Origin of the sequence: Megasphaera intestinihominis (assembly GCF_040096415.1) — a bacterium.
In the GTDB taxonomy this organism is placed as follows: Bacteria; Bacillota; Negativicutes; order Veillonellales; family Megasphaeraceae; genus Megasphaera; species Megasphaera intestinihominis.
In genome coordinates this window covers 1-19,830 of record NZ_JBBMEU010000041.1, presented here as the reverse complement: position 1 = coordinate 19,830, position 19,830 = coordinate 1, and the positions used below count along the sequence as shown (strand labels likewise).

Sequence of the window (19,830 nt, the reverse complement as noted above, 5' to 3'; positions counted from 1 at the left end):
TCTTCGTCGAGGCTGCCTTCGATTTTGACGGCGTCGATGAGGGCCGAACGGATGGCAAAGCGTAGGATCGTCGCGTAGTCGTTGTCGGTCTGGTACATTTCCGGCAGCTTGCTCTTATCGCACGAGAAGAGGACCGACGGCTGTTCAGCATCACGGGCAATGAACAGCAGGGCGTTCCAGAGCTGGGACAAATTGATGGTCCCGTTGAAACAGCCGGCATCAAAGGCAATCATATCGTAAGGTTTCTTTAAGATTTCGTCGATTCGGTCCTGCAAATCTTCGATAGTTTCACATTCCAAGGGAACGGCGATGAAGGGATGGTCCGATTCAAAATGAATACTCATTGCACTAGGCATATATTATTACCTCCTAAGTCGTATTATCTTTATTGTACTCGGAATATGACTTGTTGGCAATGGCTATAAAAAAACGTTGACAAATCATCTCGTTTCTTGTATAATATTTTTTGTTGGCGGGGCATAGCGCAGTTTGGTAGCGCACCTGGCTTGGGACCAGGGGGTCGCAGGTTCAAATCCTGCTGCTCCGACCATTACCGACCGATGCGGGTGTAGCTCAGTGGTAGAGCGCCAGCCTTCCAAGCTGGTTATGTGGGTTCGATTCCCATCACCCGCTCCATTTTTTGAGACTCAGTAGCTCAGCTGGATAGAGCAACAGCCTTCTAAGCTGTGGGTCTAGGGTTCGAATCCCTACTGGGTCACCACTTACTTGCGCCTATAGCTCAGGGGATAGAGCACCGGTCTCCGGAACCGGGTGCGAAGGTTCGAATCCTTCTAGGCGCACCAAAAAATAGTGAAAAGGACCCCGCACGAAGGCTTTTGCCATCATGCGGGGTCCTTTTTCATTTTATAGTTTGTATAATCTGGTTTTAAATTGTTAACCATCCGCTAACTGCTGCATGGTAGGGAATACACAAAATTCACAGCGGGACGCTCTCTGGGCGTCCCCTACAGCAAAAAAGGGATTGTCGCATGTGCGACAATCCCTTTTCTATATCTTACACTAAACCTTGTTCAATCATGACGTCGGCGACTTTCATGAAGGCCGTGATGTTGGCACCGGCGACGTAGTTGTCGGGGACGCCGTATTTTGCGGCGTTGTCACGGGATTCTTCAAAGATGTTGCGCATAATGTCTTTGAGGGTAGCGTCGACTTTTTCAAAGGGCCAGGACAGGCGTTCCGAGTTCTGAGCCATTTCCAGGGCCGATACGGCGACGCCGCCGGCATTTGCAGCTTTGGCCGGCGCAAAGAGGACGCCGTGTTCCTGGAAGTAAGCCATAGCGTCGAGGGTCGACGGCATGTTGGCGCCTTCGCCGATGGCTTTTACGCCGTTCTGGACGAGGATTTTAGCCGATTCCAGGTCGATTTCGCCCTGTGTAGCGCAGGGGAGGGCGATGAAGGCCGGGATTTTCCACATATCGCGGCTGTTTTCGTGGTATTCTGCATCCGGATGGGTTTCGATGTATTCTTTGATGCGGCCGCGGCGGACTTCTTTGATGTCCTTGACGGTTGCGACGTCGATGCCATTGGCGTCATAGATATAGCCGCTGGAGTCGGAGCAGGTGACGACCTTGGCACCCAGGGCCTGGGCTTTTTCGATGGCATAGATGGCGACGTTGCCCGAACCGGAAACGATGACCGTCTTGCCTTTGATGTCGATGTTCTTGTTGTCCAGCATATCCTTGACGAAATAGAGGAGACCATAGCCGGTAGCTTCTGTACGGGCGAAGCTTCCGCCGTAATCAATGCCTTTGCCTGTGAGTACGCCGGCATCGAAAGCGTCCTGGATGCGTTTGTACTGGCCATAGAGGAAGCCGATTTCACGGGCGCCGACGCCGATGTCGCCAGCCGGTACGTCGATGTTGGGGCCGATGTGGCGGCACAGTTCGGTCATGAAGCTCTGGCAGAAATGCATGACTTCCCGGTCCGATTTGCCTTTCGGGTCGAAGTCCGAGCCGCCTTTGCCGCCGCCGATGGGAAGGCCGGTCAGGGCGTTCTTGAAGATCTGTTCAAAAGCCAGGAACTTCAAGATGCTCAGGTTGACGCTCTTGTGGAAGCGCAGGCCGCCTTTGTAAGGGCCGATGGCGCTGTTGGCCTGGACGCGGTAGCCGCGGTTGACGTGGAAGACGCCGTTGTCATCTTCCCAGGGGACGCGGAAAATGATGACGCGTTCCGGTTCGATGATGCGTTCCAGGATGTGGTGCTGTTTATATTTCGGTTCCTTTTCCAGCATGGGCACGAGGGACGTCAGTACTTCGCGGGCTGCGTTCTGGAATTCCGTCTGTTCAGGGTCACGGCGCTGGATGATGGCCAGCACGTCTTCTACATACTGCTGCATTTCTGTCATAATGGATTCTCCTTTGAATGAATATTTTATTGTAATGAGGTAGTCGATAGATGCGTCGTAATGACTTTTTTGCATCCGTTGGAGATATTATAGAAAAGATTTTAGAAAATGTAAATAAAAACTTAAAAAATTAGTGATAGAGATTTCAAAACGATAAAATTCAAAAATCGAATAATTGATTTGTCATGACTGGCAGGGGCCGGAGAAGCGTAGTATAATAGGGAAGATGTTTGAAGAAGGGAAGTGCATGTATGGAAACATGGCTTGATCTGCATATGCATACGAAATATAGTATGGATGGCCAATTCGAGCCGGCCGACTTGATGCGCCAATGCGCCGATGCCGGCGTGACGACCGTCGCCGTGACCGACCACGATTCGGCCCGGGCTATCCCGGAAGCGCGGCAGGAAGCGGCCCGGCTGGGCTTGAACCTGGTGCCGGGCATCGAAATCAGCTGCCAGTATAAAGGGAAGAATTTCCACCTTCTCGGCTATGGCATCCATGCCGAGGACCCTGTTTTTGCGGCCATTGAAAAGGATGTATACGGCCAGCGCCGGGCGATTTCAGAAAAGGTCCTCGACGCCGTCGAAGCCCTGGGCATCGTCCTCGACCGGCCGGCTATCTGGAAGCTCTGCAGCGGCGATGCCGTTGCGTCCGTCCATATCGCCCGCGTCGCCCTGGCGGACCCGCGCAATGCGGATTGTCCCGTCCTGGCACCGTACCGGCCGGGTGGGGCGCGGAGCGATGCGCCATACGTCAACTTTGGCTGGGATATCTGCGGCCAGGGAGGCCCGGCTTTCGTGCCCATGACCTTCATGGATTTTGCCAAAGCCGTCGCCATCATCCACGACCACGGCGGTGTCGCCGTCCTGGCCCATCCCGGTGCCAATATGAAGCAGAACCGGCCGCTGACGGAAGAGCTCATCGCTACGGGCCTCGATGGCATCGAAGCCTATTGCAGCTATCACGACGAAGGGACGAGTGCTTTTTACCGCCGCATTGCCGATAACTATGGCCTGATGGCGACCTTGGGCAGCGATTACCACGGCCGGGCCAAGCCGCACATCCGGCTCGGGACGTACGGCCATCCGGAACCGCAGGCCCTGTGGGACCGGCTCTGCCAGAAAATCAAACAACAACATGGGGAAGTGTATGTATCGTGAAAACGAAAAAAATGATATCTGCCCTGGCCTTGACCCTTTGTCTGGCCCTGGGCATGACGACAGGTTCTTTGGCGAGTGCTGCCGACAATGAAGGCGCAGCCTATACGACGGGCGTCGCCAGTGTCGACCAGCACATGGATGCCGTAGCCAGGGCCAAGGCCAAAGCCGCTAAGGCTGCCAAGAAGGCAGGGAAGACGAAAAAAGACCAGGCCGGCAAGACGGCGCCTGTATCGTCCCAGCCAGCCGCTGCAGCCAGCACAGCCGCCAAGCCCGCAGTCATCGGCAATGTCCCGCGGTCGGCGAAACCCGCCGGAGCCCGCGGCGTCATGCGCAACTATAATCCCGTGACCGATGCGGCGCCGGCCGAACCGATGGCCATCAAGGAAACGCATTTCCAGTTCCGCGAAACGCTGCTCCTGCGGCCGAAGACGGACATGGTCGTCATCCATCACGTCGGCATCCCCGATGGCGATACGTCGGCAGCGGCTATCCATCGCGCCCATCTGGCCAACGGCTGGGCCGGTATCGGTTACCATTACGTCATCCGCAAAGACGGGACCATTGAACGGGGCCGCCCGCTGGCTACGGTCGGTGCTCATGCCGAAGGGCAGAACTACCATACCGTCGGCATCAATGTGACGGGCAATTTTGAAAAGGAAATCCCCACGCCGGCCCAGATCCACTCCCTGGAAGGACTGGTCGCCTGGATCTGCAAGATCTACAGCATCGTGCCGGGTCCGTCTACCATCGTAGGCCATCGCGACGTCAACAGTACGGACTGCCCGGGCCGCAACCTCTACAGCCTGCTACCGCAGATCCGCAAGGATGTCGCCCAGAAGATGAACGGTATGGATTCGTCTTATGAAGATAAGCTGAAGAAGACGAATTTCCTCAAGATGAGCCGGAAAGAACGGGAAGCCATCATCATGCAGGGCGCGTCGGTCTTCTAATCGCTACTGGCAGGGGCCAGTGAACTATGATATAATTAAATAGTTGCAGTTGAATCACGATAAGGGCTGCGCATGGACCGCCTTGTTTTCCAGGGCTTCATGCGACAGCCCCAATTTGTCATGAGGTAAAAACGATATGAAGCAATTCTTTCAATGGATGAATCAAGATGAAAATATCCGCTCCGCCGTGGCTGCGTTTTCCCAGCCCGGCTGTCATAGTATCTACGGCCTCAGCGGTTCCGTCAAGAGCGCCCTCGTCGCCAAGGCCCTGACGGAAAAGCCGGGGCAGGCCGTCCTCGTCGTCCCGTCGCGGGAACAGGCTGCGGCCTGGATGGCGGACCTGGCCTTTTTGGTACCGGACCTGCCAGTCCTGGATTTCCCTGTCGTCGACAAGGCCGTCTTTACGACGACGGCCAAGAGCCTGGACCGGACGGCCCGGCAGATGGAAGCCTTGGGCCGCCTGCGCCAGGGTGACCGGCTCCTGATCCTGGCGGCACCGGAAGAAGCGGCCCAGTACGTCATGGCGCCGCAGCGCATCGATGCCGCCGCTATCGACGTGGCCATCCATCAGGACTACGACCGCGACGAGTTGTTGCAGCACCTCGTCGACGCCGGCTATGAACGGGTCGACATGGTCGAACGGCGCGGTCATTTTTCCGTCCGCGGCGACATCGTCGATATCTATGCCGTCAACGAACCGCAGCCCCTGCGCCTGGAGTTCTTCGGCGACGAACTGGACAGCCTGCGCACGTTCGATACAGACAGCCAGAAATCCCAGGACCAGCGGGAAAAGGCCCGCATCCTGCCCATTTCCCTGACTGTCCAGGATGACGAGAAATATACGCTCCTGGACTATGCCGGACAGGGCGTCATCATCTGGGATGAACCGAACCGCGTCCGCGAAGGCCTGAAGAAGGTCCTCAAGGAGTCCGACGACTATAAGGGCCGCCTGGCGTCCTGGAAAAATCTGGTCACAGCCCAGCGCCCGGGGCCGCAGCTCATCTTGTCGCTCATGGCCCAGTCCGTGCCGGATATGATGATAGACACGTCGGCCAGCTTTGCCGCCAAGATGATGGCCAGTTTCCAGAAGCAGTTCAACCTCCTGGAAGAAGAAGTGGACCATTGGCGGGACCTGGGGAATACAATCCTCTTCGTCATCAACAGCCGCGACCGACGGGCTTCGCTCCAGGCCTGGATGAAGCAGCATGAGCTGCCGTTCCGGGACTACGATGATGACCAGAGTACGCCAGGCGGCGTCTACGTCGTCGAAGGGGAGATCCACGACGGCTTCGAGCTGCCTTATGCCAAAATCGTCGTCGTCGCCGAACGGGATGTCTTCGGCACCCAGAAGCGGCGCCTGCGCCATCATGCCGCCAAAGGCCAGGAAATCAACGTCTTTACCGACCTCAAGCCCGGCGATTACGTCGTCCACGAAGTCCACGGCATCGGCCGCTACATCGGTATCAAGACCATTGAAATGGATGGTGTCCACAAGGATTATCTGGAAATCCACTATGCCGGCAAGGATATCCTCTACGTGCCGACGGACCAGTTGTCCCTGTTGCAGCGCTACATCGGTAACGAAGGGGATACGCCGAAATTACAGAAAATGGGCGGTTCCGACTGGCAGAAGACGCGGGTCAAGGCCCAGAAGTCCATTACCGACCTGGCAGAAAAACTCGTCGCCCTCTATGCCAAGCGGGAAGTCGTTCAGGGCTATGCCTTTCCGCCGGATACGCCGTTCCAGAAGGAATTTGAAGAAGCCTTTCCTTATGAAGAAACGGAAGATCAGTTGAAAGCCGTCCGCGATATCAAGGCCAGCATGGAAAAGCCGACGCCCATGGACTGCCTGGTCTGCGGCGACGTCGGTTTCGGCAAGACTGAAGTGGCCATGCGGGCCATCTTTAAAGCCGTCACAGCCGGTAAGCAGGTCGCCGTCCTGGTGCCGACGACGGTCTTGTCGCAGCAGCATTTCCAGACCTTTATGGAACGCTTCGGTCCCTTCGGCGTCCACGTCGACGTCCTCAACCGCTTCCGCTCGTATAAAGAAAAGAAAGATATCCTGGCCCGGACCCTGACCGGCGATATCGACGTCCTCATCGGGACCCACAGCCTGCTCAACAAGAAGGTCAAGTTCAAGGACCTGAGTCTCCTGGTCGTCGATGAAGAACAGCGCTTCGGCGTGGCCCAGAAGGAAAAATGGAAGGCCTGGGCAGCCAATATCGACGTCCTGTCCCTGAGCGCCACGCCGATTCCGCGGACGCTGCACATGTCCCTGGTCAACCTGCGGGAAATGTGCGTCATCGAAACGCCGCCGACAGACCGTTTCCCGGTCCAGACCTATGTGACCGAATACGACGCCCGCATCGTCAGCGATGCCATTATGCGCGAAAAACGGCGGGGCGGCCAGGTCTTCTTCGTCTACAACCGCGTTGCGACCATCGAAAAGATGAAAGACGAACTCCAGGCCCTCTTGCCGGATGTGACCATCGGCATCGCCCACGGCCAGATGGCCGGGAGCCTGCTGGAATCGGTCATGTTCGATTTCTATGAAGGCAAATACGACGTCCTCCTCTGTTCGAGCCTGGTCGAAAACGGCCTGGACGTAGCCAATGCCAATACCATCATCATTTACGACGCCGACCACTTCGGCCTGTCCCAGCTCTATCAGATGCGCGGCCGCGTCGGTCGGAGCCATCGCATGGCCTATGCCTATTTCCTCTACCGCCGCGACAAGGTCCTGTCGGAAGTCGCCGAAAAACGCTTGCAGGCCATCAAGGAATTCACCGAACTCGGCTCGGGCTTCAAGATTGCCATGCGTGACCTGGAAATCCGCGGCGCCGGCAACCTCCTGGGTCGGGAACAGCACGGCAATATCGCCAGCGTCGGCTTTGCCATGTACTGCCATATGCTGGAAGATGCCATCGCCAAGGCTCAGAACGGCAAGGAAGCAGCGCCGCCGCCACCGGAAACGGTCATGGAAATCCACGTCGACGCCTTTATCGACGACGGCTATATCCAAAATGGCGGCCAGAAAATCGAAATGTACCAGCGCCTGGCCGTCTTATCGTCGAAAGAAGAACTGGCCGACCTGCGCCGGGAACTGGCCGACCGCTACGGCAAGCCCAGCCAGCCCGTAGAGAAATTGCTGCAGGTCACGGAAACGCGCCTCGACGCCAAGGCCCAAGGATTGGTCCTCATCGCTCAGAAGAAAGACGTCCTGGAATTGAAGTGGCAGCGCGTCGCCGATATACCCGACCTTTCCAAACTGGAACCGTCCCTGCGCCGCCGTTTCCGCCTTGTGCCCAACATGCCCGTCATGGTCCGCGTCTCCCTGGCTGGGATTTCCGACGTCCTGGCCTTTATCCAGACGCTGCTGGTGGCCTTTTCATCATTGAGAAAGGGGAATTCCCTTGAGTAAGAACTCCTTTTTACGGGGCGCCATGGTCCTCACCGTGGCCGGTATCGTCGTCAAGATCCTGGGCGGGCTGAACCGTATCTTCTTGTCGCGCCTCTTGGGGGGCGAAGGCATCGGCCTGTACCAGATGGCTTATCCCGTCTATATCCTGCTCCTGAGCATTATCGGCGCCGGGATTCCCATTGCCGTGTCCATCATGATCGCTGAGGAAGCGGCCAAAGGCCATTACAGCGGCGTCCGCCGTATCTTTCATGTGACCCTGGTCTTCATGACCGTCGTCGCCGTCGTCTGCGGCCTGGCCCTGCCTTTTGGCGCCCATGGCCTGGTCGAAATGGGCATCGTCCGCGATAGCCGGGTCTTTCCGGCTCTGGCCGTCCTGGCGCCGGCCCTGAGCCTGTCGGTCATCGCCTGCTGTTTCCGCGGCTATTTCCAGGGCCTGCAGCTCATGACGCCGACGGCACTGTCCCAGATGGCAGACCAGTTTGTCCGGGTCTGCACCATGCTCGTCCTGGCCTGGATTCTCTTGCCGAAGGGTCTGGAATGGGCCGCTGCCGGTGCCGCCTTCGGCGCCGTCCCGGGGGCGGCGGCAGGGCTGGTGCTCATCGCTTTCCTGTATTACCGTCACAGCCGCCATCCCATGCCCGATGACGACGGCGTCTTCGTCATCCAGTCGCCGCGGCGCATCATCCGCCGGCTCATCGTCCTGGCCGTGCCCGTAGCGGCGGCCAACATGCTCCTGCCGGCCGTGGCCAGCATCGACTTGTTCATCGTGCCCCTGCGTCTGGAAGCAGCTGGCTACAGCACCCATCAGGCGACGGCCCTTTACGGCTATCTGACGGGCATGGCCAACGGCCTGGTCCAGCTGCCGGCTATCTTGACCATCGCCTTGGCGACGAGCCTCGTCCCGGCCGTATCGGCTGCCTTTTCCCAGCGGAATCGGGACGTCATCCTCGACCGGACCGACACGGCCATGCGCATTGCCAACGTCATCACCGTGCCGGCCTGCCTGGGCCTGGCCGTCCTGGCCATACCCATTTCCCGGCTCCTCTATGCGACGCCGGCAGCGGGGCCGGCCATCTGCGTCCTGTCCATTTCGGTCTTCCTCGTCGGTCTCCAGCAGATCACCAGCGGCCTTTTGCAGGGCATGGGCCATACGGCCGTCCCGCTGTACAACATGGCCGCCGCGGCCGTCGTCAAGATTATCCTCAGCTGGCACTTGACGGCCATTCCCTGGCTGGGCGAAGTCGGCGCCGCCTGGGCGACCAATGCCGATTTGGCCGTCGCTACGGCGCTCAATCTTTACTTTGCCCGTAAATACATTGCCTACCGCGTCCAGTGGGGCTACATCGGGAAACTCTTTCTGGCCGGCGCCGCCATGGCCGGCACGGCCTGGCTCGTCCACCACGCCTTGTTCGTCCTCTTCGGCAACGCCGTGGCCACCATCGCCGCCATCATGGCCGCAGCCCTGGTCTACCTCATCGGCCTCGTCGTCTTCCGGGCCCTCACGGCAGAAGATATCGAAAAAATCCCCGTCGTCGGGAAGAAAGTAAGCCGGCGGATACATTTGTAGGAAAGACGCAGGCCGCAGTCCGCGGGTGGCAGGCCAGAAAAAAATACACGGCCTGCGGCCGTATGCGTAGGGGCTGTCGCACGAAGGCTTCGGCCATCATGCGAGGCCCCTTTTACTTTATAGTTTGTAGTACGGAGTTTGTAGAAGCTGGTCTTAAATTTTTTACCATTTGCTACAAACTAAAAACTACAAACTTAAAACTCAAAAAGAGGCGATGTCGTCAGTTTGAATCTGTTGCCGCGCATGTCATCGGGGATGTACACAGGATTCACGCGGGACGCCTTAACAGGACGTCCCCCTACGATGCGGTCTGCGACCGGTAGGGACGTTAGCCCCAAAACTCGATGAACGGCTCTAGGCTGCGGCCTGCGGGACGGCCTTTGGCCATCCCTTGCTTTTTCCCGTTCTTTTTGCTATACTGGAAACAAATAGTTGAGCAAATCAACTAATTACTGAAGAAAAGGGGATGCAGCACATGGATTATTTGAAGGCTGGTCATGATTTCAGTGTCATCAACCAGCGTTCCCAAGCCTATGTGGTCGAAGCGTGCCGTCCTTGGAATTTGTCTTATTCGGAACATGTGACGCTCCTGAGTTTGTACAGCCACGATGGCTGCCGGCAGAATGAGCTCTGTCAGGTCATGCAGGCCGACAAAGCCCTGGTGGCCCGGAATCTGAAGACGCTGGAGGCGAAGGGATTCGTCAGCCGGCGCCAGCAGGGGACGGACCGGCGTTACAAGTATCTCTATTTGACGCCCAAGGCCCGGGAGCTGCAGGATACGATGGAAGAGATTTTAAGGAAATGGGTCGACGTCCTCGTCCAGGGCGTCGATGAGGTGACGCTGGGGCCGGCGTTGCAGCTCATGCATCAAGTGGCCGACAATGCCGCTGAAGCCGATATTGCTGCCCTTAATCCCACAAAGGAGATGAAGCCATGAAACGCGATTGGAAATATACAGTCCTCGTCATAGCCGTCCTGACGGCCTTGGGCCTGACAGGCTGCGGCCAGCAGACCCAGCAGGCCGAACAGCCCCAGCTGGTCAAGGCCATCCAGGTCGGCAGTGAAACGGCGGGCACGACGGCCGGTACCTATTCGGGGACGGTCAAGGGCCGATACCAGAGTAATTTGTCCTTCCAGGCCGGCGGCCGCATTACGGCCCGCAACGTCCAGCTCGGCTCCCAGGTCCATGCCGGAGACGTCCTGATGACGGTCGACCCGAAAGACGTGGCCCAGGCTGTCAATCAGACCCAGGCCCAGGTCGACGCCGCTGCTGCTCAGCTCCAGCTGGCCCAGTCCAATTTAACCCGTTATCAGCAATTATACGATATGGATGCCATCAGCGCGTCCGTCCTGGACCAGTACCAGACAGCTTACGACCAGGCTTCGGCCCAGTATAACCAGGCCTTGGCAGCCCAGCAGGCGCAGGAAAACCAGTTATCCTATACGCAGCTCACGGCCGATGCCGACGGCGTCATCTCAGCCGTATCGGCAGAAGTCGGCCAGGTCGTCGCTGCCGGCCAGACTGTAGTCACCCTGGTCCATTCAGGGGACCTGGAAGTCCAGGTCAATGTACCGGAAAATAAATTGGCCGATTTTCCAGTCGGCCAGAACGTGACCGTCACCTTCTGGGCCCTCCAGAACCAGCAGGCCGCCGGTGTCGTCCGCGAAGTGGCTCCTATGGCCGATGCGGCGTCGCGGACGTACCAGGTCAATATTTCCCTGCCCAATCCGCCGGACGGCATGCAGCTCGGCATGACGGCTACGGTTGCCAACGGCAGTGAACAGGCAGCCGCTGAAGATACCTTCGTCCTGCCGCTGGCCGCCATCTATCAGACCGGCGACACGCCCCAGGTCTGGGTCGTCGGCAAGGATAAGACCTTGTCCCTGAAAGACGTGACGGTCCAGGATTTTGGCGATAATACGGTCAAAGTCACGGGCCTCAGCCGCGGTGATGTCGTCGTCACGGCCGGCGTCCATATGCTCAGTGAAGGACAGAAAGTCCGCGTAGAGGGGGAAGATGAATGAGAAATTTATCGGAAGTCTCTATTCACAACCGCGTCCTCGTCTGGTACTTCATCATCCTCGTCGCCATTGCCGGTATCTTTTCCTACATGAAACTGGGCCGCATGGAAGACCCGACGTATACGGTTCGGACTATGGTCGTCTCCGTCGCCTGGCCCGGTGCCACGGCGGAACAGATGCAGGAACAGGTGACGGATAAAATCGAAAAGAAACTGCAGGATACGCCGAACCTGGATTACATCAAGAGTTATTCCCGGCCCGGCCAGTCGGTCATCTACGTCTACCTCGACGACAAGGCGCCGCGCGACAGCATCCGCAGCACCTGGCATGAAGTCCGCAATTTGACGGAAGATATGAAGAAAGATTTGCCCGAAGGCGTCTATGGGCCTTATTACAACGACCGTTTCGACGACGTCTACGGTTCTATCTATGCTATCACCGGCGATGGCTATTCGTATGAAGAATTGCGTCAGAAAGCGGAAAAGATACGCCGCATGATGATGTCCGTCGACGATGTCAGCAAAGTCGAACTCGTCGGCGAACAGTCGGAAAAGGTCTACATCGAAGTGGCCAATTCCAAACTGGCCGAACTGGGGATTGCGCCGACGACCATCGCCAATGCCGTCAAAGGCCAGAACCAGATGACGCCGGCCGGCATGGTCGATACCCAGTCGGACAACGTCTACCTGCGCCTGTCCGGTGTCTTTGAAGACGTCGAAGCCATCCGCAACCTGCCCATCAATGCCAATGGCCGCGTCTTCCGCCTGGGCGATATCGCCACGGTCGAACGGCGCTATACGGAACCGGCGGACCCGAAGATGTTCTATAATGGCAAGCCTGCCGTCGGTATCGCCTTGTCCATGAAGAGCGGCGGCAATAACCTCCAGCTCGGCGAAAACTTGAAGAAGTTGCAGGAAAGCGTCAAATCCGATTTGCCGGCCGGCATGGAAATCCACCAGGTATCGGACCAGCCGCAGGTCGTCAAAGAGTCCATCAGCGACTTTACCAACACCCTGCGTGAAGCCATCATCATCGTCCTCGTCGTCAGCTTCCTCAGCCTGGGACTGCGGACGGGCCTGGTCGTCGCTTTCTGTATCCCACTGGTCCTGACCGGCGTCTTCTGTGTTATGGAAGTAGCCGGCATCGACTTGCATAAGGTTTCCTTAGGTTCCCTGATCATCGCCCTGGGCCTCCTCGTCGACGACGCCATCATTGCCGTCGAAATGATGACGGTCCAGCTGGAGAAGGGCATGAACCGCGTCGATGCGGCCTGCTATGCCTTCAAGGCGACGGCCAAGCCCATGCTGACGGGGACCCTCATTACCTGCTCCGGCTTCATCCCCGTCGCCTTTGCCGATGGGGCGGCGTCGGAATTCTGTAAGGATTTGTTCCCAGTCATCACGGCGGCCCTGGTCCTGTCGTGGATTGTATCGGTCATGGTGGCACCGCTCTTCGGCTATTACCTGATCAAGCCGAAAGTGGCCAAAGGCGAAGAGCCGGAGCCCTTGTATCAGAGCCGGTTCTACGTCTTCTTCCGCAAGGTCCTGACCTGGTGCCTGACCCACCGGGTATTAGTCATCGGCGGGACAGCGGCTATGTTCATCTTGTCCGTCGGCATGATGAAACTCATTCCCCAGGAATTTTTCCCGCCCTCCCTGCGGCCGGAACTCATCGTCGAAATGACCCTGCCTGAAGGCTCGTCCATGCAGGCCACGCAGAAGGAAGCATCCCGCTTTGCCCAGTATCTGGACAGTCAGCAGGCGAAGCTCAAAGATTATTCGTACTACGTCGGCGAAGGGGCACCGCGTTTCGTCCTGACCATCGAACCGGTCCTGCCGGCCAATAACTACGCCCAGTTCGTCGTCGTCGCCAAGGATACGCAGACGAGGGAAGAATTGACGCAGTCCATCAAACAGGAAATGGCCGACAAGTTCCCCAACGTCCGCTGCAACGTCAAGAACGTGCCCTTAGGGCCGCCGTCGGATTACCCCATCATGCTGCGCGTATCCGGCTACGATACGGATAAGGTCAAAGCCTATGCCCAGCAGATCGCGGCGCGCATTGCCAAGGACCCGAATACGGAAAATGTCTTCCTCAACTGGGACCAGAAAAATAAGATCATGCACGTCGACCTGGATCAGAATAAGCTGCGGGCCATGGGCATTTCCGGTGAAGACATTGCCCAGACCTTGTATACGGAACTGTCCGGGGCGACGGTCGCCCAATACTATGCGGCCGATAAGACCATCGGCATCCAGCTGCGCCTCCAGGACAGCGACCGCAATGACCTGGCCAAGATCAAGAGCCTGCCCGTCTACGTAGGCCAGGCCGGTTACGTGCCGCTGGAACAGATTGCCACTATTTCCTATAAAGGCGAAGATGGCCTCATCTGGCGCCGCGATTTGAAACCGACCATCACCATCAACGGCGGCATCAAGTCCGGTACGGCCAACGATGTGACGCAGAAAGCCTACGATTCCATTGCCGATATCCGGGAAAGCATGCCCTTTGGCTATACCGTCGAAGTCGACGGGGCCCTGGAAAACAGCCAGAAGTCCCTGAAGTACCTCCTGGTACCGGTACCGGTCATGGTCATCATCATCATGACCCTGCTCATGTTCCAGCTGCGCAGTCCGTCGCTCATGTTCCTGGCCCTGATTACGGCGCCTATGGGACTCATCGGCGTCTCCTGGGGGATGCTCCTCTTCGGGAAATCCCTGGGCTTCGTCGCCGATTTGGGCATCCTGGCCCTGGGCGGCATGATCATCCGCAACTCCATTATTCTCCTGGACCAGATACAGAAACATATGGCTGCCGGCGAAGACCCATGGCATGCCGTCATCGACTCGGCGGTCATGCGCTTCCGGCCCATCATGCTCACGGCCGCAGCGGCCATCCTGGGCATGATACCCCTCATGAAGAGCGTCTTCTGGGGCCCCCTGGCCGTCGCCATCGCCAGCGGCCTCTTCGTCGCCACCGTCCTGACCCTGCTGGTCCTGCCGACCATGTACGCCGCCTGGTTCAAAGTAAAGAGAACGAGTTAGCTTAGTGGCTCGTGGTTCGTGGCTCGTAGGGGCCGTCCTGAAAGGCGGTCCGCAAGGGCTCTCCTTATAGGAGAGATGTCAGCGAAGCTGACTGAGAGGTTGCTCTTCATAGTTTGTAGTACGGAGTTTGTAGAAGATAGTTTTAAATTTAAGACCATCCGCTAACCACTAGCCACTAGCTACTAATCACTCAAAAAAGTCCTGTCGCGCATGCGGCAGGACTTTTTTTGCCATGCTCCCAACCTACATGTGCTCTTACAGCAGCCCCTTTGAAGTCACCCTGCCGGCTTTGGCTGCCGCCGCTCCCGGTGCCCGCCTCTTTACGGGGCTGACCCTGGATAAGGATACGGATTACAGCGTCATCGATCCCTGGCTGGATAAAGCCGGATTGTTATAAGACAGGAGGGAATACAGATGTCTCATGATATGAGCCGGCGGACTTTTTTGAAGCTCCTCGGCGGGGGACTGGCTGGAGCGGCTGCCGGCGGGGCCTTCATGAAGCGCGAGGATATCCTGGCTTTTCTCGATGCCGATAAGGCTGCCGGGGAAGCCGGGCAGGATTTGGGAAAAGTTACGACGCGCTATTATAAGCCCCTGGGAAAAAATTTGTCCCTCCTTGGCTTTGGCTGTATGCGCCTGCCGACGACTTTTTCGGCATCGGGTCGGGAAATCGATAAGAAATTAGGCGAGAAGATGGTCGATTTTGCCTATCGCCACGGCGTCAATTATTTCGACACGGCCTGGTTCTATCATGACGGGAAGTCCGAAGCTTTCATCGGCCAGGCCTTGCAGAAATATCCCCGCGACACGATTTATCTGGCCGACAAGATGCCGACGCCGATATTGACGGGGCTCGACCAGGCGAAAGACATCTTCCAGACCCAGCTCGACCGTTGTCAAGTGTCGTATTTCGATAACTACATGCTCCATTCCCTGACCAGCCGGGACCAATTCGATGAGCTGTACATCCACGACGGCATCCTGGACTACCTCCGCCAGGAAAAAGCCCGGGGCCGCATCCGCTGCCTGGGCTTTTCCTTCCATGGCGACGTGCCCTTTTTCCATTATCTCCTGGACCAGTATGATTGGGATTTCTGCATGATTCAGCTCAACTATGCCGACTGGAACGAACCGGGCGAAGCGCCGTCGGGGAGCCGGCAGGCCGGGGACCTGTACCGCAAGTGCCGGGAAAAGGATGTCCCCATTTTTGTCATGGAACCGGTCAAGGGCGGCAATCTGGCCAATCTGTCGTCGTCGGCGGAAGCCATCTTGAAGCAGCAGCGGCCAGAGGCCAGCATGGCCTCGTGGGCCCTGCGCTGGGTCGGCTCTAAAGAAGGGGTCATCACCATGAATTCAGGTATGAGCAATTTAGAGCAGGTATTGGACAATATCCGGACCCTGAGCGATTTCCAGCCCTTGTCGGCTGCCGAAGAACGGGCCATCCAGCGCTCCCTGGGGAAGGAAGCCGGCAGCGGGGCCATTCCCTGTACATATTGCCGGTATTGTGAGCCCTGTCCTTATGGCGTCGACATCGCCGAAGTCTTCCATATCTACAACCGCTATGGCGAACCGGCCGGAATCGACCTGGACCATCCGCAAGGAGCCTCGGCAGCGCAGGAAAAAGCCTTCCTGGCCCATTATCAGAATAACCTGGAACGGTCGCAGCGCGTTTCCCGCTGTACGGCCTGCGGCCGCTGCCTGTCCAAATGTCCGCAGCATATCTACATCCCTAAGTACGTGCGGGCCATTGATGACGTCGTCCAATATTTCGGGCGCGATACGGGAAAGGGGGTAATATAGATGCGGAACATGCTGCAACGAAGCCGTATCGTCTTAGCCTGGCTCCTGATGGGGGTCATGGTCCTGCCCTTCGGCGGTATCGTGGCGCCTGTGCTGCCGCAATGGCAGTTCCTGCCGGCCCTCCTGGCCGGGAATCTCCTGGTCATCGCTGTCATCGCCATCCTGACCCTGCTCCTGGGACGGATCTATTGCAGCGTCCTCTGTCCCTTGGGCATCAGTCAGGACTTCGTCTTCTGGCTGGCCAAAAGGCGCAAAAAAAATCGCCGGAAATTTGCTTTCCGGCGGGAACGGCGCATCATGCGCTATAGTATTTTGATATTGACCGGCCTGGCCTTCCTGGCCGGCTTGTCTGGCCTTCTGGGGCTGGTCGACCCGTACAGTGTCTTTGGCCGCCTCGTCCACGATGGACTGGGCCTGCCAGCCGCCTATGGCTGGAACGCTTTGGTCGGCTTCAACGAAAGCCACGGCTGGATCCCGGCGCTCAGCAAGACGGATATCCTCTGGCCGCCGCTGGCTGCTATGGCCCTGGCCGGGGCGTATTTCGTCGTCTTAGCCGTCCTGGCCTGGCGCTATGGCCGGGCGTACTGCCATACGTTCTGTCCCGTTGGCACGCTGCTGGGGGCGATCAGCCGCTTCAGTCTCTTCCGGCCGGTCATCGACGGATCGAGCTGCGTCCACTGCGGAGCCTGTGAAAAGACGTGCCGTTCGTCCTGCATCGACGTCGCCCATGGCTTCGTCGATACCAGCCGTTGTGTCGACTGCTTCGACTGCGTCGCCGTCTGCCCGAAAGGGGCCCTGACTTTTTCCCGGGCCTTTCCGGTCAAGGGTCCGGAAAAGACGCCATCAGGCGAGGGCCTCAGCCGGCGGGAAATGCTGGTGACGACGGCCGTTGCCGTCGGGACCGTCGCCGCTGGCCTGGCCCGCAGTCAGACCGTCGTGCCGGCCTTGCTGGGGACGGGGAAAGGCAAGAAGAAAATCTTGCCGCCTGGGGCCGTCTCGGCCGACGCCTTTGTCCAGCGCTGTACGGCCTGCCATCTCTGCGTCAGCCGCTGCCCTAGCGGCGTCCTGTCCCCGGCCGTCTTAGAGAACGGCACCTTGCAGATGGGCCAGCCCTACATGGATTTCTCTAAGGGCTACTGTGTCTACAATTGCAATTTCTGTTCTCAAGCCTGTCCGGCCGGCGCTATCCGTCCGCTGGACCTGGCTGTGAAGGAGCAGACGAAGATCGGCATCGCCCGTTATGCCCAGTTCCACTGCCTCATCGCCCGCGACGGCATCGTCTGCGGCAACTGCGCCCGCCACTGCCCGGTCCAGGCCATTACCCTGGTCGAGAACCGGGACGGCCGCAGCTATCCTCATGTCGATGGGGCGCGCTGTATCGGCTGCGGTTCCTGCGAATATCACTGTCCGGCCAAACCGGCGGCCATTTCCGTCAGTCCCTTGCCGAAAGCCTGAGGCGTCAGTCTTCCGGGTCCGTAGCAATGTCCGGTTCGTTCTTGCGGTTGAAGCCGATGATGCGGCGCGGCTTTTCGATGTCGTCGTGGCGGGGGACGGCGACGAGGAGCAAGTTGAGCTGGGAAATGTGCTGGACCAGTTCGACCGCCGAGCCGTCGGACAATTCGCCGTAGAAGACGATCATGTTCGGGTCCCAGTAGCCGATGTCCTGGATGCTGAAGGTGATGTCGCCAGCCGATACCAGGCGCCCGCCGGCCTGCATGTCGTCGGGCAGGCCCGATTCAAAGTTGTTGATCAGGGCGACGATGCGCTGATACATGTCGGAAGCCAGATAGGGCGCTTCCGGGTCGTCTTCTTCTTCCGGGACGGCGCCGGGCTGGAGGATAGTCAGTTCCTTTTCTGCAGCTGCCTCTTTTTCGGGGGCCTTTTGTTTTTTCTTATCGTTTACGTCTGCCATAAAAATCCCTCCTTATCATTCTCATTATATCATTTAGACATAGAATGAGGCAATTCCTGCTACTTTTTTCCGGGTAGCAGGCTTTTTTTCTTGGCATCCCTATGCTGATATGGTATAATGGTCAAGACATGCTGACATCAGGTAACATATTTTCACACGAAAAGAGGTTTTTTCTTCATGGAATATGTGAACGAGTTGGACACTATATCGGCGGGAGCTGCGAAAAAAGAGGCGGCTCTCAAGGTACATCGTCTTACGTTTATGGAGGCTACGATGATGGTCGTCGGGTCTACCATAGGTTCCGGTGTTTTAGGTTTAGCTTTTGCCAGTCGCAATGCCGGCTGGCCCGTCCTGCTTACGTGGCTTGTCGTAGCAGGCTTTTTTTCTATCATCTCCATGCTCTATGTCGCCGAAGCGACGCTGCGCACCACGAGGCCCTTACAGCTGTCGGGCCTGGCTGAAAAGTACGTCGGCAAGATCGGTTCCTGGCTGATTTTCTTTTCCGTCGGGGCCACGTCGTTTTGCAGCCTCATCGCCTATACCAGCGGCTGCGGCAAGATATTGAGCGAATTCTTCGGCATTTCCCTGGAAATGGCCAGCTGCCTCTTTGCCCTCGGGGCGACGAGCGTCGTCTGGCTGGGCCTCAAGGCAACCGGGGTAGCAGAGAAATATTTGAGTTCAGGTATGACGGCCATGCTTATTCTCCTCGTCGGCGCGTCACTTTTTTCGGCCCGCGTACCTGTCGCAGATATCCTCTATACCCACTGGATGTATGCCGTGCCGGTCTTCAACATTGCCGTCTTCTGTTACGCTGTCCAGTACATCGTACCGGAAATTTCCCGGGGCTTCACGCACGAACCGGGGAAACTCGTCCCGTCCATCCTGGCCGGGGCCGGCATTTCCTTCGTCATCCTGGCCCTGGTCCCGCTGGCCGTCTTCCTCATGCTGCCCGTCGATGAAATTTCGGAAGTCGCGTCCTTATCCTGGGGCCGCGCCCTGGGGTCGCCGGTCTTCTTCGTCATCGTCAATGCCTTTGCCTTCTGCGCCATGCTGACGTCATTCTGGGCCATTGCCGAAAGTTTCCTGACCAACATGATCGACCGCCTGGGCTTCAAGTCGGAAACGGACATCCGCACGCGGGCGGCCTGCCTGGCCTTCATCGTCATCCCGCCGGTCCTCCTGGCCTACAGCGGCCTCGTCGGCTTTGTCAACGCCATCTTCAGCGCCGGCACCTTCGGCGGCATCATCATGTCCATCCTGCCCGTCTTCATGCTGCGCAGTTCCCGGAAACACGGCGACAAGAAACCGTGTTGGCAATGCGGCTGGATCGCCCATCCCATCATGCAGACCCTGGTCGTCCTCCTCTTTGCCAGTGCCGGCGTCTACGCCATCCTCAGCCTCTGCGGCTGGCTGCCTGCGGCGTGGTAGGATAGCGTTTGTAATCTGCAGAGTATTTTTAGGATAGTAGGGGGCGCCACGTGGGCGACCCGTTAGGAATTGGGACAATTTTTCTGGCAAGTAGGTCGGGAAATCGTACATATCCCGGAACGGGCTCGCCACGTGCGAGCCCCTACAGCAAAAAAGCG

14 protein-coding genes and 4 tRNA genes are annotated in these 19,830 nt (G+C 57.9%); 15 read left to right on the top strand and 3 right to left on the bottom strand.

The features are described 5' to 3' along the window. On the bottom strand, positions 1 to 356 hold a 356-nt coding region (locus WMO23_RS07665; protein WP_494337467.1), incomplete at its 3' end, for a type I 3-dehydroquinate dehydratase. A gap of 117 nt (positions 357 to 473) precedes the next feature. Between WMO23_RS07665 and WMO23_RS07660 the strand changes: the two genes are divergently transcribed. The 4 genes from WMO23_RS07660 (at position 474) to WMO23_RS07645 (ending at position 803) form a co-directional block, all read left to right on the top strand. Continuing rightward, positions 474 to 550: transfer RNA gene (locus WMO23_RS07660), tRNA-Pro, on the top strand. 12 nt (positions 551 to 562) lie between these two features. Continuing rightward, positions 563 to 636 (top strand) — tRNA-Gly (locus WMO23_RS07655). Between the two features lie 8 nt (positions 637 to 644). Further along, positions 645 to 721 (top strand) — tRNA-Arg (locus WMO23_RS07650). Between the two features lie 7 nt (positions 722 to 728). After that, positions 729 to 803, top strand: a tRNA-Arg gene (locus WMO23_RS07645). 212 nt (positions 804 to 1,015) lie between these two features. On the opposite strand, the gene gdhA is transcribed toward WMO23_RS07645, so the two are convergent. Beyond that, on the bottom strand, positions 1,016 to 2,365 hold the full coding sequence (gene gdhA / locus WMO23_RS07640; RefSeq protein ID WP_020311544.1) for an NADP-specific glutamate dehydrogenase: 1,350 nt from the start codon (positions 2,363 to 2,365) through the stop codon (positions 1,016 to 1,018). A 251-nt stretch (positions 2,366 to 2,616) separates the two neighbouring features. On the opposite strand from gdhA, the gene WMO23_RS07635 reads away from it, so the two are divergent. From WMO23_RS07635 to WMO23_RS07590, 10 genes are all read left to right on the top strand, one after another. Continuing rightward, the gene (locus WMO23_RS07635; protein WP_020311543.1) at positions 2,617 to 3,528 is read left to right on the top strand and encodes a PHP domain-containing protein; all 912 of its coding nucleotides are present in this window, start codon (positions 2,617 to 2,619) and stop codon (positions 3,526 to 3,528) included. Further along, entirely contained in the window at positions 3,525 to 4,478 is a 954-nt protein-coding gene (locus WMO23_RS07630) for a peptidoglycan recognition protein family protein (protein WP_020311542.1), read from the top strand. Before WMO23_RS07635 ends, WMO23_RS07630 begins: the two co-directional genes overlap by 4 nt. A gap of 136 nt (positions 4,479 to 4,614) precedes the next feature. Next, a complete protein-coding gene (gene mfd / locus WMO23_RS07625; RefSeq protein ID WP_349173694.1) occupies positions 4,615 to 7,899 on the top strand; it encodes a transcription-repair coupling factor in 3,285 nt (1,094 codons plus the stop codon). After that, the gene (locus tag WMO23_RS07620; protein ID WP_349173692.1) at positions 7,892 to 9,466 is read left to right on the top strand and encodes a putative polysaccharide biosynthesis protein; all 1,575 of its coding nucleotides are present in this window, start codon (positions 7,892 to 7,894) and stop codon (positions 9,464 to 9,466) included. Before mfd ends, WMO23_RS07620 begins: the two co-directional genes overlap by 8 nt. Before the next feature lie 475 nt (positions 9,467 to 9,941). Continuing rightward, positions 9,942 to 10,403 (top strand): MarR family winged helix-turn-helix transcriptional regulator, encoded by a 462-nt coding sequence (locus WMO23_RS07615; RefSeq protein WP_020724058.1) that lies wholly within the window; start codon positions 9,942 to 9,944, stop codon positions 10,401 to 10,403. Further along, positions 10,400 to 11,491: an efflux RND transporter periplasmic adaptor subunit gene (locus WMO23_RS07610; protein ID WP_294024958.1), complete on the top strand. Its 1,092-nt coding sequence runs from the start codon at positions 10,400 to 10,402 to the stop codon at positions 11,489 to 11,491. The genes WMO23_RS07615 and WMO23_RS07610 overlap by 4 nt, the downstream gene beginning before the upstream one ends. Continuing rightward, positions 11,488 to 14,532 (top strand): efflux RND transporter permease subunit, encoded by a 3,045-nt coding sequence (locus WMO23_RS07605; RefSeq protein ID WP_296820696.1) that lies wholly within the window; start codon positions 11,488 to 11,490, stop codon positions 14,530 to 14,532. The genes WMO23_RS07610 and WMO23_RS07605 overlap by 4 nt, the downstream gene beginning before the upstream one ends. Before the next feature lie 247 nt (positions 14,533 to 14,779). Then, positions 14,780 to 14,929: a hypothetical protein gene (locus WMO23_RS07600; RefSeq protein WP_349173689.1), complete on the top strand. Its 150-nt coding sequence runs from the start codon at positions 14,780 to 14,782 to the stop codon at positions 14,927 to 14,929. A 17-nt stretch (positions 14,930 to 14,946) separates the two neighbouring features. Continuing rightward, the gene (locus WMO23_RS07595; RefSeq protein ID WP_349173687.1) at positions 14,947 to 16,332 is read left to right on the top strand and encodes an aldo/keto reductase; all 1,386 of its coding nucleotides are present in this window, start codon (positions 14,947 to 14,949) and stop codon (positions 16,330 to 16,332) included. 9 nt (positions 16,333 to 16,341) lie between these two features. Next, complete coding sequence (locus tag WMO23_RS07590; RefSeq protein ID WP_349173685.1) at positions 16,342 to 17,787, top strand: 4Fe-4S dicluster domain-containing protein; 1,446 nt, start codon at positions 16,342 to 16,344, stop codon at positions 17,785 to 17,787. 4 nt (positions 17,788 to 17,791) lie between these two features. On the opposite strand, the gene WMO23_RS07585 is transcribed toward WMO23_RS07590, so the two are convergent. Next, complete coding sequence (locus tag WMO23_RS07585; protein ID WP_020311539.1) at positions 17,792 to 18,244, bottom strand: DUF6173 family protein; 453 nt, start codon at positions 18,242 to 18,244, stop codon at positions 17,792 to 17,794. Between the two features lie 261 nt (positions 18,245 to 18,505). Here WMO23_RS07585 and WMO23_RS07580 point away from each other — a divergent pair, with 261 nt between their 5' ends. Then, positions 18,506 to 19,672 carry an aromatic amino acid transport family protein gene (locus WMO23_RS07580; protein ID WP_292298963.1) on the top strand — a complete coding sequence of 389 codons (1,167 nt, stop codon included), beginning with the start codon at positions 18,506 to 18,508 and terminating at the stop codon, positions 19,670 to 19,672. The last annotated feature ends 158 nt before the right edge of the window (positions 19,673 to 19,830 follow it).